General features: G+C 73.2%; 12 protein-coding genes and 2 pseudogenes. 10 read left to right on the forward strand and 4 right to left on the reverse strand.

Annotated features, from left to right (window positions below; genetic code table 11):
* Positions 1-55 precede the first annotated feature (55 nt).
* On the forward strand, positions 56-1,132 hold the full coding sequence (locus SCAB_RS06465) for an ATP-dependent DNA ligase (protein ID WP_012999246.1): 1,077 nt from the start codon (positions 56-58) through the stop codon (positions 1,130-1,132).
* Between the two features lie 47 nt (positions 1,133-1,179).
* On the opposite strand, the gene SCAB_RS06470 is transcribed toward SCAB_RS06465, so the two are convergent.
* Positions 1,180-2,370, reverse strand: coding sequence for a zinc-dependent alcohol dehydrogenase (locus SCAB_RS06470; RefSeq protein WP_041670407.1), 1,191 nt, complete (start codon positions 2,368-2,370; stop codon positions 1,180-1,182).
* Between the two features lie 130 nt (positions 2,371-2,500).
* On the opposite strand from SCAB_RS06470, the gene SCAB_RS06475 reads away from it, so the two are divergent.
* Positions 2,501-3,502 (forward strand): DUF3048 domain-containing protein, encoded by a 1,002-nt coding sequence (locus tag SCAB_RS06475; protein ID WP_012999248.1) that lies wholly within the window; start codon positions 2,501-2,503, stop codon positions 3,500-3,502.
* 11 nt (positions 3,503-3,513) lie between these two features.
* On the opposite strand, the gene SCAB_RS06480 is transcribed toward SCAB_RS06475, so the two are convergent.
* Complete coding sequence (locus SCAB_RS06480; RefSeq protein ID WP_012999249.1) at positions 3,514-3,975, reverse strand: MarR family winged helix-turn-helix transcriptional regulator; 462 nt, start codon at positions 3,973-3,975, stop codon at positions 3,514-3,516.
* A 341-nt stretch (positions 3,976-4,316) separates the two neighbouring features.
* Here SCAB_RS06480 and pcaH point away from each other — a divergent pair, with 341 nt between their 5' ends.
* Genes pcaH through pcaDC form a run of 4 tightly spaced genes read left to right on the forward strand, consistent with a single transcriptional unit; the run spans position 4,317 to position 8,271 of the window.
* Positions 4,317-5,090: a protocatechuate 3,4-dioxygenase subunit beta gene (pcaH, locus tag SCAB_RS06485; RefSeq protein WP_012999250.1), complete on the forward strand. Its 774-nt coding sequence runs from the start codon at positions 4,317-4,319 to the stop codon at positions 5,088-5,090.
* A gap of 6 nt (positions 5,091-5,096) precedes the next feature.
* Positions 5,097-5,702 carry a protocatechuate 3,4-dioxygenase subunit alpha gene (gene pcaG / locus SCAB_RS06490; protein WP_012999251.1) on the forward strand — a complete coding sequence of 202 codons (606 nt, stop codon included), beginning with the start codon at positions 5,097-5,099 and terminating at the stop codon, positions 5,700-5,702.
* Entirely contained in the window at positions 5,699-7,153 is a 1,455-nt protein-coding gene (locus tag SCAB_RS06495; protein ID WP_012999252.1) for a class-II fumarase/aspartase family protein, read from the forward strand. The genes pcaG and SCAB_RS06495 overlap by 4 nt, the downstream gene beginning before the upstream one ends.
* Positions 7,150-8,271 (forward strand): bifunctional 3-oxoadipate enol-lactonase/4-carboxymuconolactone decarboxylase PcaDC, encoded by a 1,122-nt coding sequence (gene pcaDC / locus SCAB_RS06500; RefSeq protein ID WP_012999253.1) that lies wholly within the window; start codon positions 7,150-7,152, stop codon positions 8,269-8,271. Before SCAB_RS06495 ends, pcaDC begins: the two co-directional genes overlap by 4 nt.
* Before the next feature lie 199 nt (positions 8,272-8,470).
* On the opposite strand, the pseudogene SCAB_RS06505 reads toward pcaDC, so the two are convergent.
* A pseudogene (locus SCAB_RS06505) lies at positions 8,471-11,144 on the reverse strand (ATP-binding protein).
* A 296-nt stretch (positions 11,145-11,440) separates the two neighbouring features.
* On the opposite strand from SCAB_RS06505, the pseudogene SCAB_RS06510 reads away from it, so the two are divergent.
* Both SCAB_RS06510 and SCAB_RS06515 read left to right on the forward strand, forming a co-directional pair.
* A pseudogene (locus tag SCAB_RS06510) lies at positions 11,441-11,723 on the forward strand (MFS transporter); the annotation flags it as partial.
* 294 nt (positions 11,724-12,017) lie between these two features.
* Positions 12,018-13,070 (forward strand): DUF2510 domain-containing protein, encoded by a 1,053-nt coding sequence (locus SCAB_RS06515; protein WP_037725479.1) that lies wholly within the window; start codon positions 12,018-12,020, stop codon positions 13,068-13,070.
* Between the two features lie 169 nt (positions 13,071-13,239).
* Here SCAB_RS06515 and SCAB_RS06520 read toward each other — a convergent pair whose 3' ends face one another.
* Entirely contained in the window at positions 13,240-13,854 is a 615-nt protein-coding gene (locus tag SCAB_RS06520; protein WP_012999257.1) for a TetR/AcrR family transcriptional regulator, read from the reverse strand.
* Between the two features lie 278 nt (positions 13,855-14,132).
* Here SCAB_RS06520 and SCAB_RS06525 point away from each other — a divergent pair, with 278 nt between their 5' ends.
* Positions 14,133-14,936 carry a phosphatase PAP2 family protein gene (locus SCAB_RS06525; protein ID WP_012999258.1) on the forward strand — a complete coding sequence of 268 codons (804 nt, stop codon included), beginning with the start codon at positions 14,133-14,135 and terminating at the stop codon, positions 14,934-14,936.
* On the forward strand, positions 14,933-15,913 hold the full coding sequence (locus SCAB_RS06530; RefSeq protein WP_012999259.1) for a DMT family protein: 981 nt from the start codon (positions 14,933-14,935) through the stop codon (positions 15,911-15,913). The genes SCAB_RS06525 and SCAB_RS06530 overlap by 4 nt, the downstream gene beginning before the upstream one ends.
* The last annotated feature ends 28 nt before the right edge of the window (positions 15,914-15,941 follow it).

The raw sequence follows: 15,941 nt of genomic DNA on the forward strand, positions 1-15,941 counted from the left end.
CATACCCGGCGTATTCCACCGCGCGGCGCCCGGAGCGCGGTCGCAGAATCGGAGCATGGATCTTCCGGTGATGCCGCCCGTGAAACCGATGCTCGCCAAGTCCGTGGCGAAGATCCCGCCGGCCATGCACTACGAGGCGAAGTGGGACGGGTTCCGGGCGATCGTGTTCCGCGACGGCGCCGAGGTGGAGATCGGCAGCCGGACGGGCAAGACGCTGACCAGGTACTTCCCCGAGCTGGTCGCGGCCCTGCGCGAGCGGTTGCCGGAGCGCTGTGTGATGGACGGCGAGGTCGTCATCGTGCGGGGCGGTCATCTGGACTTCGATGCCCTGACCGAGCGCATCCACCCCGCCGACTCCCGTGTCCGGATGCTGGCGGAGACGACTCCGGCCTCCTTCGTGGCCTTCGACATGCTCGCCCTCAACGACGAGTCGCTCCTCGACGTCCCGCTGACCGACCGGCGCGCGCTGCTGGAGCTGGCCCTGTCGGAGGTGACGGCCCCGGTGCACGTGGCTCCGGCGACCAGGGACCGTGAGCTGGCGGAGCGGTGGTTCGAGCAGTACGAGGGGGCGGGTCTGGACGGGGTGATCGCCAAGCCGCTCGATCTGCGCTACCGGCAGGACGAACGGGCCATGTTCAAGATCAAGCACGAGCGGACGGCGGACGTGGTGATCGCCGGCTACCGCTTCCACAAGAGCGGGCCGGTGGTCGGCTCCCTGCTCCTGGGCCTGTACGACGCCGGCGGCGCCCTCCAGCACATCGGTGTCTGCGCGGCCTTCACCATGAAGCGGCGCGCGGAACTGGTGGCGGAGCTGGAGCCGTGGCGCCTTCAGGACGTGGGGGAGCACCCCTGGGCGGCGTGGGCCGAGGAGGCGGCGCACGACACGGCCCGGCTGCCGGGGGCACCGAGCCGGTGGTCGGCGAAGAAGGACTTCTCCTGGGTGCCGCTGCGGCCCGAGCGGGTCGCCGAGGTCGCGTACGACCACATGGAGAACGGCGTCCGCTTCCGCCACACGGCCCGCTTCCGCCGCTGGCGCCCCGACCGTACGGCGGAGAGCTGCACCTACGGGCAGCTGGAGGAGCCGGTCACCTACGACCTGGCGGAGATCCTCGGCCCCGACGCCGGTCCCTAACGGCCTCCGCCCCGGCACCGGTCAGGGGTCCGCGACAGGGCTCCGCGTCAGGGCTCCATGACGACCTTGATCGCCCCGTCCTCCTTGCGCTGGAACATCTCGTACGCGTGCGGCGCGTCGCTGAGCGGCACCCGGTGGGTGGCGAAGTCGTCGACGCCGAGGGGGTCACCGTCCGTGAGGAGGGGCAGGATGTCGTCGGTCCAGGTGCGGACGTTCGCCTGGCCCATGCGCAGCCGGATCTGCTTGTCGAACATGGTCAGCAGCGGCAGCGGGTCGACCTTGCCGCCGTACACACCGGAGAGCGAGATGGTGCCACCGCGTCGTACGAGGTGGATGGCCGTGTAGAGCGCCGCCAGCCGGTCCACGCTGAAGTGCTCGGCGACACGTGCGCCGAGCGCGCGGGGCAGGTGCCCGGCCGTGTTCTGGACGAGCCGGGCGGCCGCGCTCCCGTGGGCCTCGGTGCCGACGGCGTCGATCACGGAGTCGGGCCCTCGTCCGGCGGTGCGGTCCTGGACCGCGGCGACCAGGTCCTTCTCGTCCTCGTAGTCCCGCAGGTCGAACGTCTCGACACCCCGCTCGCGTGCCCGGCGCAGCCGCTCGGGCACCAGGTCGATTCCGAACACCTGCTCGGCACCGCGTTCCAGGGCCACCCGGCAGGCCATGTCCCCGATGGGGCCGAGGCCCAGCACGGCGACACTGCCGCCGGGCGGGATGTGCGCGTACTCGACCGCCTGCCAGGCGGTGGGGAGCACGTCGGAGAGGTACAGGAAGCGGTCGTCGGACGGCCCCTGCGGCACCTTGATCGGGCCGAACTGCGCCTGGGGGACGCGCAGGTACTCGGCCTGGGCTCCGGGGACCGCGCCGTACAGCCGGGTGTAGCCGAAGAGGGCTGCCCCCATGCCCTCGCCGGTGCACTGGGTGGTCTCGCACTGGGTGGGAAGGCCGGTGAGACACATCCAGCAAGCCCCGCAGGCGATCTGGAACGGCACGACCACCCGGTCCCCTGCCGCCAGGTCGGGCACCGCGGCGCCGACCTCCTCGACGATGCCCATGGGTTCGTGCCCGAGGATGTCGCCCGGCGTCATGAACGGGGTCAGCACCTCGTACAGGTGCAGGTCGGAGCCGCAGAGCCCGGTGGACGTGATCCGGATGACCGCGTCCGTCGGCTCCTGGATCACCGGATCGGGCACGGTCTCCACGCGTACGTCCCGCTTGCCCTGCCACGTCACTGCCTTCATCGCGCCCACACTCCGTTTCCTGCCTCGGTCGGTGAGTCCGGCACGGGTACCCGACAGCCCGTCCACGAACCAGTCAGAAACGAACTGGTATGGCCATCCATTAACCAATAAGCGCACAATCGAAGACATCATGGACGAGACGAGCACGACCGGCAGAAGACCGCGGGCGCGGGCGGGGCGCCGCGCGACGACAGGGGCACTGCTCGCCGCCCTGGCCGCGGCCGCCCTGCTCGCGGGCTGTACCGGGACCGGCTCGGAGGGCGACGGCGGGCACGGACGCAGCGACGGCGGCGGGGACGACCGGGCCAGTGCGTCGCCCGTGGGTTCCGTGCTCGCCGTCAAGATCGACAACGTCTCGGCCGCCCGCCCGCAGACCGGCCTGGACGCCGCCGACGTGGTCTACGCCGAGCAGGTCGAGGGCGGTCTCAGCCGGCTGATGGCCGTGTACGCGACGAGGTTCCCGGCGAGCGTCGGCCCGGTGCGCAGCGCCCGTGAGTCCGATCTGGAGCTGCTGCGCCAGTTCCACGAGCCGACCCTGGCCTTCTCCGGCGCGCAGAGCAAGCTCCTGCCCCTGATAGACCGGGCGCCCCTGCACGCGAAGACTCCCGAGGACGCCGGCGGCGCGTACTACCGCGGCGACGAGAAGCCCGTGCCGCACAACCTGTATCTGCGCCCGGAGAAGCTGGTCGGCCCACCGCCCGGCCCCGGCGCCCTGACCACCGGCTTCCGCCACGGTCCCGCCCCCGACGGCGGCACTCCCGAGGACTCCCGCACCGTCCGCTATCCGGCGGCCCGCTTCACCTTCACCTGGTCCGGCGACAGCAACCGCTGGCAGGTCTCCATGGACGGCACCCCGACGATCACCACCGACGGCGCCCGGGTCGCCCCCGCCACGGTCGTCGTCCAGCACGTGCCGATCCGCCCGTCCCGCTTCCGCGACTACCTGGGCAACAACACCCCGTACACGCAGACGGTCGGCGCGGGACGGGCGGAGGTCCTGCGGGACGGCCGGGTCTTCGAGGCGCACTGGGAGCGCGAGGACGCGACGGACGGCACGACCTTCACGACGGCGGACGGCGCGCCGATGGACTTCGCGCGCGGCCAGGTCTGGGTGGTGTACGTGAAGGCGTGAGATCTGTCGTTCTACCGGGCGCCCGAGGACTCGGCCGGGCTGCGCAGTTCCTCCGCCGCGTCGGCCACCCGCCGGATCAGCTCGAAGAACAGGTCCTGCTCGTCGGCCGACAGCGGCGCCAGGAACACCTGGTTCATCCGGGCCGTCCGCACCGTGAGCCTGCGGTGCGTGCGCACGCCGTCCTCCGTGAGCCGGAGCAGGAAACGCCGCCCGTCCTGCGGATCGCGCACCTTGTCGAGCAGGCCCCGGCGCCCGAGCCGGCTGATGACCTCGGACATCGTCGAACGGTCGAGCCCCACCCGCTCCCCCACCGTGCGCTGGTCGAGGCCCGGCTCGGCGACGAGCGTGTTGAGGACGGCGAACTGCGGCGAGGTGATCTCCTCGGAGACCATCGCGTTCCACAGCAGGTAGTGCGCCTGCTGCAGCCGCCGGGCGAGGTGCCCGGGATGGGCGGAGAGGTCCACCGCGGCCATGTTCGCTCCTCGGCTCGAATGAGTCGGACACCGTGCGCCGCCGCCATCAGCTGTCAGCTGTCAGTGACGATTCGTACGTGCACTGAATAAGCATCCGACATCCGGCAGAGTGTGTCCAGATGCCCGCCCACGAGTGATTTCACCGCCCTCATGGGCCTTGACGAGGGGACGGAGGGAGTGGCAGCGTAAACGAAACTTCACCCCAATACTCAGTGCGCTGACTAAATCGCCGAGATGAGCCGAGACCAACCGAGGCGGCCCGGGGACCCGCCCCCACCCCCGCCCCCGCCCTGCCCCGGGGCCCCGCCTTCGACGAGCCCGACAAGACGTCAGGAACCGCCATGACACTCACCCAAGCGGACATCGACCAGGAGATCGCCGCCGAGCACGCCGCCTACGCCAAGCGCGTCGCCGACGGCGCGCCCGTGGAGCACCAGCCGCGCCGGGACTACGCCCCCTACCGGTCCTCGGTGCTGCGGCACCCCAGGCAGCCGCCCGTCGGGATCGACGTCACCCAGGACCCGGAGCTGGTGGAGCTGGCCTCGCCCGCCTTCGGGGAACGGGACATCACCGAGATCGACAACGACCTCACCCGCCAGCACGACGGGGAGCCGATCGGCGAGCGCATCACCGTCTCCGGCCGGCTCCTCGACCGCGCCGGTCGCCCGCTGCGCGGCCAACTGGTCGAGATCTGGCAGTCCAACTCGGCCGGCCGCTACGCCCACCAGCGCGAGCAGCACGACGCACCCCTGGACCCGAACTTCACCGGTGTCGGCCGCACCCTGACCGACGACCAGGGGCACTACCACTTCACGACGATCCAGCCGGGCCCCTACCCGTGGCGCCAGCACGTCAACGCCTGGCGGCCGGCTCACATCCACTTCTCGCTCTTCGGCTCGGCCTTCACCCAGCGGCTCGTGACGCAGATGTACTTCCCGAACGACCCGCTGTTCCCCTACGACCCGATCATCCAGTCGGTGACGGACGACGCGGCCCGGCAGCGGCTGGTCGCGACCTACGACCACAGCCTGTCCGTGCCGGAGTTCTCGATGGGCTACGCCTGGGACATCGTGCTGGACGGCCCGCAGGCCACCTGGATCGAAGAAGGACGCTGACCCGCCATGACGAAGATCGACACCAGCCGCCCGGAGACGGTGCTCCCGACCCCGTCCCACACGGTCGGCCCGTTCTACGGCCACGCCCTGCCCTTCCCCGGCGGCGGCGACATCGCCCCCGTGGGCCACCCCGACACGATCACCCTCCACGGCCACATCCTCGACGGTGCGGGCGACCCGCTGCCGGACGCCTTCCTGGAGCTGTGGGGCCCCGACCCGGACGGCAACCTCTCCCGGGTCGACGGCGCCATGCGGCGCGACCCCGCGAGCGGCGGCTTCCTCGGCCGCAACGGCGTGGAGTTCACCGGCTGGGGCCGTGTCCAGGCCGACGCGTCCGGCCACTGGATGGCCCGAACGCTGCGGCCCGGCGCCCGCGGGCGGAACGCGCCGTACCTCAGCGTGTGCGTCTTCGCGCGCGGTCTGCTCGTCCACCTGTTCACCCGGATCTACCTGCCGGGCGACCCGGCCGCGCTGGCCGCCGACCCGCTGCTCTCCCGGGTGGACGAGGCGCGCCGGAGCACGCTGATCGCCGAGGAGCAGGGGAACGGCACCTACCGTTTCGACATCCGCCTTCAGGGCGAAGGCGAGACGGTCTTCCTGGAGTTCCAGTGACTTCTGCTGACGCCGACACCGGTCTGCTCGCCCCCGGGTGGACCGGCTCCCCGGCCGCGGCCGCGACCGGCGACACCGCCTATCTGCGGGCGCTGCTCGACGCGGAGGCCGCGCTGACCCGCGCCCAGGCCGCGCTGGGGCTGGTCCCCGCCGCGGCCGGGCCCGCGGTCACCTCGGCCGCGGACGCCGCCGCCTTCGACGCACGGTCCCTCGCGGAGCGCGCCCGCGGCGGCGGCAATCCGGTGATCCCGCTGGTCGCGGACCTCACCGAGGCGGTGGGCGACCCCTACGGCCCGTACGTCCACCGGGGGGCGACCAGCCAGGACATCATGGACACGGCGACGATGCTGGTGGCCGCCCGCACCCTCGACCTGATCCTGGCCGACCTCGGGCGCACGGAGTCCGCGCTGGCCGCCCTCGCGGCCGCGCACCGGGACACCGTGATGCCGGGCCGTACGCTCACCCAGCACGCCGTGCCCACGACCTTCGGGCTGAAGGCGGCGGGCTGGCGCTCCCTGGTGCTGGACGCCCGGGACCGGCTCGCGGTCGTCCGGGCGAGCCTGCCCGCACAGCTCGGGGGCGCGGCGGGCACGCTGGCGGCCTTCACCGTCTTCCGGTCGACCGACGAGTCGACCGACGAATCGACCGACGAATCGACCGACGAATCGACCGACGACGGGAACGCGGCCGGCTCCGGCACCGAGAACGCGGCAGCCGGCACCGGCGCCGAAAATGCGTCCACCACCCACGCCCTCGTCGCCGCGTACGCCCGTGAAGTGGGGCTGCGCGAGCCCGAGTTGCCCTGGCACACGCTGCGCACCCCGGTCGCGGACCTCGCCGGGGCGCTGGCCTTCGCCGCGGGCGCCCTCGGGAAGGTCGCGGCGGATGTGCTCGTCCTGGCCCGGACGGAGATCGCGGAGGTCGCCGAGGGCAGCGGGGGCGGCTCGTCGGCGATGCCGCACAAGGCGAACCCCGTACGGTCCACGCTGATCGCGGCGGCGGCCCGGCGGGCTCCCCAGCTGGCGGCGGCCCTGTACGGCGCGCTGGCCGCCGAGGACGAGCGGCCGGCCGGGGCGTGGCACGCCGAGTGGGAGCCGTTGCGCGATCTGCTGCGCCTGGCCGGCGGCGCGGCGCGGGACGCGGTGGACCTCGCGCGGGGGCTGCGGGTGGACGCCGATGTGATGCGCGCCCATCTCGACCTCACCCACGGGTTGATCGTCTCCGAGCGGCTGGCGGCCGAGCTGGCCCCCGTCCTGGGCCGGGCCCGCGCCAAGGAGCTGCTGACCCGGGCGGCCCGGCGGGTCCACGCCGAGGGCCGCCCGCTGGGCGAACTGCTGTCCGAGGAGCCGGAGTTGAGCGGCCTCGGCCTCGACCTGGCGGATCTCGTCGATCCCAGGCGCTACACCGGCTCCGCCGCAACCCTCACCGACCGTGCTCTGGAGCGACGTTGACCGACAAGATCCTCAACCACCGTGCGGAGGGTCCGGCCTCCGCTCCCCCGCTGCTGCTCGGGCCCTCCCTCGGCACGTCGACCCGGCTGTGGGACAAGGTGGCGCCCGAGCTGTCGATCACGCACCGGGTGATCCGCTGGGACCTGCCGGGGCACGGCGGTTCACCGGCGGGTCTGATCGCTCCGGGGGCGACGGTCGGTGACCTGGCCGCCCTGGTGCTCGGCCTGGCGGACACGCTGGGCATCGAGCGGTTCGCGTACGCGGGGGTCTCCCTGGGCGGCGCGGTCGGGCTGCACCTGGCGGCGCACCACCCGGAGCGGATCTCCTCCCTCGCCGTGATCTGCTCCTCGGCCCACTTCAACGGGTCCCGGCCGTGGCGGGAGCGGGCGGAACTGGTGCGCCGGGAGGGGCTCGCGGGGCTCGCGGAGACCGCCGACGCGCGCTGGTTCACACCGGGGTTCACCGTGCCGGCGCTGGTCGACGACCACCGCGACGCCGACCCGGCGGCCTACGCCGCCTGCTGCGACGCGCTCGCCTCCTTCGACATCCGTGAGGACCTGCCGGGCATCTCCGCGCCCACGCTGCTCGTCGCGGGCCGGCAGGACCCGGCGACCCCGCCCGCGCATCTGCGGGAGATCGCGGACGCGGTGCCCGGGTCGTCGCTCACGGAGATCCCCGGCGCCTCCCACCTCGCCCCCGCCGAACGTCCGGAAGCCGTACTGGCCGCTCTGCGCGGGCACTTCGACGGCTATGCGCACCGCGGTATGGAGGTGCGCCGCCAGGTCCTCGGCGACGCGCACGTGGACCGCGCCCAGTCGCGGCAGACACCGTTCACGGCCCGCTTCCAGGACTTCATCTCCCGCTACGCCTGGGGCGAGATCTGGACCGACCCCACCCTGTCGCACCGCGAACGCAGCATGATCACGCTGACCGCGCTGATCGCCCACGGCCACTACGACGAACTGGCCATGCACATCCGCGCCGCCCGCCGCAACGGCCTCACCCCGGAGGAGATCGGCGCCGTCCTGCTGCAGAGCGCCGTCTACTGCGGGGTGCCGGCGGCGAACTCGGCCTTCGCCACAGCTCAACGGGTGCTGGCGGAGGAGGACGAGGACTGAGCGGCCCGCCCGGGGTCGGGAGACCGGCTCCGGGCCAGGGTCCTTCTGACGGATCTCCGTGGGAGAAGGAGCGGCGTTCGGTGCGTGCTCCCGGCGTGCCGGGCGGAAGACCTCGTACGGGACGTACTCGGTCTTTCGCCCGGTGCGGCGAGAGGGCGTGCCGGGCGTCGCGACGCCGCGGAGATCCGTCAGAAGGGCCCTAGCCGAGGCGGTCGATCGCCTCCCGTGCCTGCCGGGCCAGACCGTCGGCGCCGCAGGACTCGGCCAGGGTCAGGCCCCGTTCGAGTTCGGACACCGAGCGGATGGCGGTGCCGTACTCGACGCGGGCCGCCGCGTGCTCGTACGCGGCGGGCGACGCGGCCAGATAGGTGACCGCCTGCGTGTGGAGGGAGACGGCGTTGCGGCCGGTGGCGAGCGCCGCCTCGACGCGCAGTGCCTCGCCGATGGCGGTGTCCGTGCCGAAGCGTTCGGCACGGCGACGCACGCTCGCGGCGAGTTCGGCGGCGCGGCGCGGATCCTCGGTGGCGAGGGCCCGGGCCAGGGCTCCGCCCCAGGTGGCCGACACGGTGTTGTGGTGCCCCCGGGCGGCCGTGGCCTTCTCGGCGGCCTCCAGTTCGTTGATGCCCTCCTTGGTGCGGCCGACGGCGAGGAGCAGCCGTCCGCGGACGGAGCGGGGTTCGGGCAGCACGATGGTGGACGGGTACGGCGGGGCGAAGTTGTACTGCTCGGCGACCTTCCATGCCTCCTCGACATGCCCGCGGACGAGGAGGGTGTCGACGAGGTTGCAGGTCGTGGTCCAGTACAGGGGCAGTCCGCGACCGACCCTCTCGGCGAGCACCAGCGACTTGCGCAGGGATGCCTCCGCGTCCCGCAGACGGCCCCGCATGCGGTGTCCGAGCCCGACATAGGCGTGGGCGAGGGCCAGATGGCCGCCGCTCCAGCCGTCGGACTCGTAGGTCCGCAACGCCTCGGTGTACAGGCTCTCCGCGCGGTCGAGCCGGTCGGCGTAGGCGTACGTGGTGGCCAGCATCAGCAGGAGTTCGATGCCCCACTCGGAGTCGGTCCAGCCGAGCCCGGGGGCGAGGCGGCCGTTGACGAGCGCGCGGTCGCAGAGTTCGACCACCTCTTCGGCGTTCTCGCCGCGTGTCATCGCGTCGAAGCCGCGCAGGATGAGCATCGCCCGCTCGGAGTTGTCCCGGCCGGTGCAGGTCGCGGCCAGTGCGGCGAGCTCCTGGGAGTGCGTCGGCGGCAGCTCCTCGCCGGCGTGGGCGCCCTCCCACATGTACCGCGCGGCCTGGAGCCGCATCCGGGCGGGTCCCGGATCCAGCCGGGCGATCTCCGCGTCGACCGTGCGGACGGCCTCGTCCAGCTGGTCGTTGTGCACCAGCACCTGGGAGAGGCGGAACACCGCGTCCACGCGTTCGGCGTTGTCGAGTCCCGGTTCGGCGAGTGCCGAGCGGAGGTAGGTGACGGTGGTGGCCGGGGAGGTGAGCAGGGTGGCGCAGCCCAGTTCGTAGAGCACACGCACCCGGACGTCCGGCAGGGGAGGTTCCTTGAGGGCGCGCTCCAGACAGCGGCGGGCGGCGTCCGGGGCGCCCACGGCCAGGTGTTCCTTCGCGGCGGCCCGCAGCTGTTCGACCAGGTCGGCCTCGCCGTCCGGATGGACTTCGATGAGGTGGCGGGAGGCGGCCGCGGCACCGCGCCCGGACTCGGTGACGGCCGTCGCGGCGACTCCGTGGAACGCGGTCCGGATGCCGGGCGGGATCGAGTCGTAGACGGCGGTGGCGATGAGCGGGTGCACGAATCTCCAGGTCTCCGGCGTCCACCTGACGGTTGGCCGGATCGGGCTCGGTGAGGATGCGGGCGGAGGTCAGCAGTTCGGCGCAGAGTCGCGCCTTGGCCAGGGACAGACTGGCGAGGCGTGCCACGATCTCCACGGTGATGCCGGTGTGGAGGATGGCCGCCGCCCAGGCGAAGCGGGTGGCCTCGACGCCGAGTTCCTCGAGGCGGGCGACGAGCCCGTGGCCTCGCGCCGAGCGGTTCAGGGCGCGCAGTTCGGCGGCCGAGTCCTCGACCGGCTCCAGCTCGCTGTCCTTCACCTTCGCGAGAAGCTCGACGGTGTTGTACGCGTTGCCGCCGGTCACCGCCCACACCTCGCGGCAGAACGGGTCGTCGGCGTGCCGGCCGACCGTGGCGCGGGTGAGCCCGGCGGTCGCCGCGGGGGTCAGGGCGCTGAGGGTGCTGACCGGCCGGGCCTTGGCGGCGACCCGGGCGATGAGTTCGGCCCGCTCTCCGGTGGCCTCACCGGGGCGGAAGGCCATCACGACGAGGACGCACATCTCGCTCAGCCGGTCGGCGAGGGCGGACAGCCACTGCAGGGTCTCCTGGTCGGCCCAGTGGACGTCGTCGATCAGCAGGACGAGGGGCCAGGCCCTGCGCACGAGGCGGTTCACGGCGGCGACCAGGCCGTCGCAGACGCCCTGGGGGTCGGGCTGGCGCGCGCCGGGTTCGGCGAGCCCCAGGGCGGGTCCGGCGATGTCGTACCAGTCGCCCAGGTACTCGCGGGTCTCCTCCTCCATCAGCCCGAGCAGGCCGGGCTGGAGCAACTGGCGTACGACGTTGAAGGGGACGGAGGTGACGGTCTCGCCGCCCCGTGCGTACCAGGCCGTGCAGCCCCGCTCCTCGGCTATCCGGCGGGCCTCGGTGAGCAGGGCGGTCTTGCCGACGCCCGCCTCGCCGTCGAAGACCAGGACGCTCCCGGGTGACGCCTGGTCGGCGCGGAGTTCGTCGATCGCCTCCTTCACGGCGGTGATCTCCACGTCCCGCTCCCACAGGGAGGCCGAGGCTGCCGCGCCGGGCCGTGCCTCCGTCATCCCGCTACCTCCCCAGGTCGCCCGAACGATGCACAGGTCATTGAGCGTAGCCCCCTGAATGCCCAAGTGGAGGCGGGTCCGGTCACCTGTTGCCGTGTCGGGTGACAACGGGCGGCCGGCGGACGACGCATCCGGGTTCCCACCTGTGCCGTTGGAGGTGACGGACAGTCAACTGCCCGTGCCCCGAGGCTGATTTTCCGACCTTCCCGGTGTAGACGGGTCCTCACTGCTGTAGAAGCCGCCATGACCGCATCCGCGCCCGGCCAGGACCCTCACCCCGCCCCGGCCGGGCAGTCGCGCCGGCGTTCTTCTTCCGGCCGGTGGGCGCCGCGCTCTTCGCCAGGCTCGGTGACCGGCCGGGCCGCCGCCCGGTGCTGATCCTGGTGATCGTCCCGATGACGCCGGCGACGACGCTGATCGGCGCGCTCCCCGCCTACGACACGGTCGGCGCCCTCGCTCCCTGGCTGCCGACCTTCCTCCGGGTGGTGCAGGGGCTCTCCGCAGGCGGCGGGTTCGGCGGCGCGGTGTCGGTGATGACGGAGTTCGCGCCCCCCGGGCCGACGGGGCCTGTACGGGTCGGCGCGGGCGGATGACGTGCGGCCCCCGGTGCGGCTGGTGCTGCGGTGAGCCGCGAGCCGTGGGCCGTGGGCCGCCCCGGAGCGGGGCGCTCGGCTTCTCGCGCGGGAATCCACCGGCCTGCGAGTGAACAGCCGCGGCCGAAATAGCCCGGTTGGAAGCCAATTAAGGAGGTTGGCTCGGAAAAGGCATGATGGGCTTGGTAATTGACCGGTTCCGAGGCGGAATCGTGCCGTGGGCGGGCCGATAACCGTCCCCTCTCATCCGGTTTTCACTCCGGCCTCATACGGTTGCCCCATGACGCAGGTGACTCCTCCCGGCTGGTACCCCGACCCCGGCCAGACGAATGACGCGCCCGCCACCGAGCGCTGGTGGGACGGCAAGGCGTGGACGGACCAGGTCCGGCCCGTGGGCTCGGCCGGGGGGTTCGGGCCCCCGGTCCATCCGCCGGCCGCCGGGCCGTACCCCCCGGGGGCCGGCCCCTACCCGCCGATGGCCGGGGGGCATCCGGGGTACCCCGGGTACCCGGCCCCCGCTCCCCGGCGCGGCCTCCGGATCGGGATAGCGATCGGGGTGGCCGCCGCGGTGCTGGTCAGCATCGGTGTGGGCGTGTACGCGCTGGCCGGCGACGACCGCGGGAGCGACGGCAGTACGACCTCCCAGGGCTCGGGCGGGCAGAACGGCGGCGACGACGGTGGCCGGGGCGGCGACTCCGACGGCCGGGGCGGACCCGGCGGGCCGGGGGGTTCCGGTGGCTCCGACGGCCAGAGCCCCGCGCCGGACGGCTCCGGGCAGCCTCCGCAGATCGAGGAGGGGTACGCCACCGACACCACCAGCGGCATCAGCATCCCGGTGCCCGACGGCTGGCTCGGCGCGCCCCTGCGGGCCGGTGCGCAGGTGACGACGGAGGCGTCGTACAAGTGCCCGGCCGACGCCACCAAGACCTGCACGCGCGGCGGCGCCTACTCCTCGCCCGCCGAACTGCTGAAGCTGAAGGCCACCACGGCCGAGGCGGCCGCCAAGGAGGACATCGCCCAGGCCGCCGAGGACGCGTACGGCACCGAGGGCTACGGGAAGATCACCTCGCACGAGGAGCTGGCGTCGAAGGCGGTGACCGTGGCCGGCGAGAAGGGCTACTACGTCCGCTGGAAGGTGGTCACGGGCAAGGGCGACGACGGTTACGTCGAATCGCTGGCCTTCCCCTCCCCGGCCGACTCCAAGCGGCTCGTCGTGGTCCGCTTCGGGGTCGACGTGAGCGACAAGGCGCCCAGGCAGTCGGTCATCGACGAGATCACCAAGGGCATCAAGGAGGCGTCGATCGACGGAGGAGGCAGCGGTCAGGGGGTGTGACCCCCACGGCCCGCCCACCCGGCCCCGGTCCGGGAAGGCCGGCCGGGTGGGATTCCTCTCCGCTCCGGAGGAACCCCACCCGGCCGGGGGGTACGCGCCGCCCCCGTCCCCACGGTGCGGCGCGATCAGGACGCCGTCCGGGATCGCTCCGCGGACGGCGTCCTGAGTCTCACGTGAGGCCGAGCGCCGGCAGCACGGCGGCCTCCATGAACTTGATGATGTACGTCTCGTCCGCGTCCCGGCCCTCCAGGACCGGCCGGGCGCGCAGCACACCGAAGATCTGCGCCGGGACGAACTCCAGCGCCGGGTGGTCCGCGGGCACCTCGCCCCGGGCCACTCCGCGGGCGATCATCGTCCGGAGCGCGTCGATCTCCGGCTCCACCAGCGCGTCCCGCAGGGCGGTCCGCAGTTCGTCGTCCTGCACGGCGGCGTGGCCGAGCGCCTGGAACAGCCGCCCCTCCAGCACATGGCCCTGGCCCGCGTGCCGGGCCACCTCGCGCAGGTCGCCGGCGAGGCTGCCGGTGTCGATCTCCGCGAAACGGACGCTGCGGCGCGCGCGCAGGGCGGCCGCCACGAACTGGGGCTTGGTTCGCCACTGGCGGTAGAGCGTCGACTTGCTGCACCGCGTGGTCGCGGCGACGCCCTCCATGGTCACCGAGTCGTAGCCGCACTCTCTGATCTGTTCGAGCACGGCGTCGAAGAACTCCTGCTCACGCTCGGGTGTGAGTTTGGAGCGGCGCGAGGCGACGGCCGTCTCCGGCCCCTCCGCTGCCTGCGACGTCATGACTCGTGTCTCCTTCGGTCGTCCCCTGCCGAAAGGCCTGCCGGTACGCCACTGTACCGGAACGCCATCGTATCGGTACAGCTCCGTATCGATACCTAATCGTTTCGGAACTTACCCGTTTCGGTACCCACTCGTTTCGGTACCCTTCCGTTTCGGTACAGTGGCGTATCGGTACACTCGCGTATCGGTACTTCCGCGTATCGGTACCCACCCGTATCGATCGTCAGTACCGCCAAGGGAACCAGCGCCACCAGCGCCGTCAGTGAAAGGGCCGGGGGATGGAATGCCGCACCGAGCCTGCTGAGGAGCGGACCGCCGCGACAGCGCGGCCGCCGCTCGTCCGTGAGTTCCTGCTCGTCGCAGGGCTCTTCCTCGTCTACAAGTTCGGCCGGACGCTGGCCGACGGCCACACCGCAGAGGCCTACCGCAACGCCCACCTCGTGTGGGACTGGGAGCGGCTCCTGCGCCTGCCGGACGAGGGCTCCGTGCAGGCCGCGCTGCTGCACGGCGACACGCTGGTCCACCTCGCGAACGTCTACTACGCGACCGTCCACTTCCCGGCCACCGTGGCCTTCCTGGTCTGGCTGTACCTGCGGCGCCCCGCGCACTACGTCTGGGCGCGCCGGGTCCTGACCGCCCTCACCGCCGCCGCCCTGCTGCTGCACCTCGCGTTCCCGCTGGCACCGCCGCGGCTGCTGGACGCCGCCGGGCTGGTGGACACCGGGCAGACGTACGGGCCGACTGTGTACTCGGCGGTGCCGGCGACCGACTCCCTGGCCAACCAGTTCGCGGCGATGCCCTCGCTGCACTTCGGCTGGGCCCTCATGGTCGCGGTCGGCCTGATCGCCGCGACCCGCTCCCGGTGGCGTGCGCTGTGGCTGCTGCACCCGCTGGTGACCCTGTTCGTCATAGTCGGCACCGCCAACCACTACTGGCTGGACGCGATCGTGGCGGGCACCCTGCTGGCCGCCGCCCTCGCCGTGGTCCCCGGGCCGCACCGGACGAGCAGCACCGCCGGCCGGCGACGCTCCACGGCCCTCGCCCCGGCCGAGGAGCCCGTCCTGGTGGGGGCCGGCCGATGAACGCCACCCTCGTCGCCGTCGCCCTGTCCCTGGTGTCCGCCGTGGCCTACGCGGCCGCCGCCGTGGCCCAGGAGCGGCTCGCCTCCCGCAGCGCCGATGCGGGCGTCGCACGGATGCTCGCCAGCGCTGCCTGGTGGAGTTCCGTCGCGCTCAACGCGGGCGCCGCGCTGCTGCACGTCGTGGCCCTGAAGTACGGCCCCCTGACCGTCGTGCAGCCCCTGGGCGCGCTCACCCTGGTGGCGGCCGTGCCGCTCGGGGCGCGGCTGGCCGGGCGCCGGGTCACCGCGACGGAGTGGCGGGGCACCGCGCTCACGCTGACCGGGCTGGCCGCGATCCTGGTCGCCGCGTCCGGGCCCGCCCCCGACGACGTGCTGAGCGTCCCGGAGGCCGTGGCCGTGGCCGGCGCGACCGCCGCCCTGATCGGCTTCCTCTCCCGGCCCGGCACCAGGCCCGGGCTGCGCCACGCGGGCGCGTCCGGCATGGCCTCGGGCGTCGCCTCCGCGCTCACCCAGACCGTCACGGTCGCCGCGACCGACCGCTCGGGCTCCCTCCTGGACGCCGAGGTCGTCGTGGTGGCGCTCCTGGTCGCCACGTTCGCCGTCGGCGGCCTGCTGCTCTCGCAGACGGCCTACCGAGGGGGCCTGGGCGCGCCCCTCGCGGTCGTGACCCTGGCGAACCCCCTGGCCGCCGCCCTGATCGGCCTCACCCTCCTCGGCGAGGGCCTGCGGGGCGGGACCGCGGGCGTGCTGCTCGCGGCGGCGGGGGCCCTGGTCGCGGCGCGGGGCGTGGTGCTGCTGACCAGGGCGGCACCGGCCGGGATCCGGGAGCCGGAGGCCGTGGCGGCGCACGAGGGGGCGTACGGGAAGGCGTACGGGGAACCGCACGAGGAGCACCCGGTGGCGGCCGTTCTGGCCCTGGAGTCCCGGCACGCGCCGACGGAGCCGTCCCCGACGCCCGGACACCTCACTGCCCTGTGACGGCCGGGGGAGCCGGTGCCCACCCGCT

It is taken from the genome of Streptomyces scabiei 87.22 (genome assembly GCF_000091305.1).
Classification (GTDB): domain Bacteria; phylum Actinomycetota; class Actinomycetes; order Streptomycetales; family Streptomycetaceae; genus Streptomyces; species Streptomyces scabiei.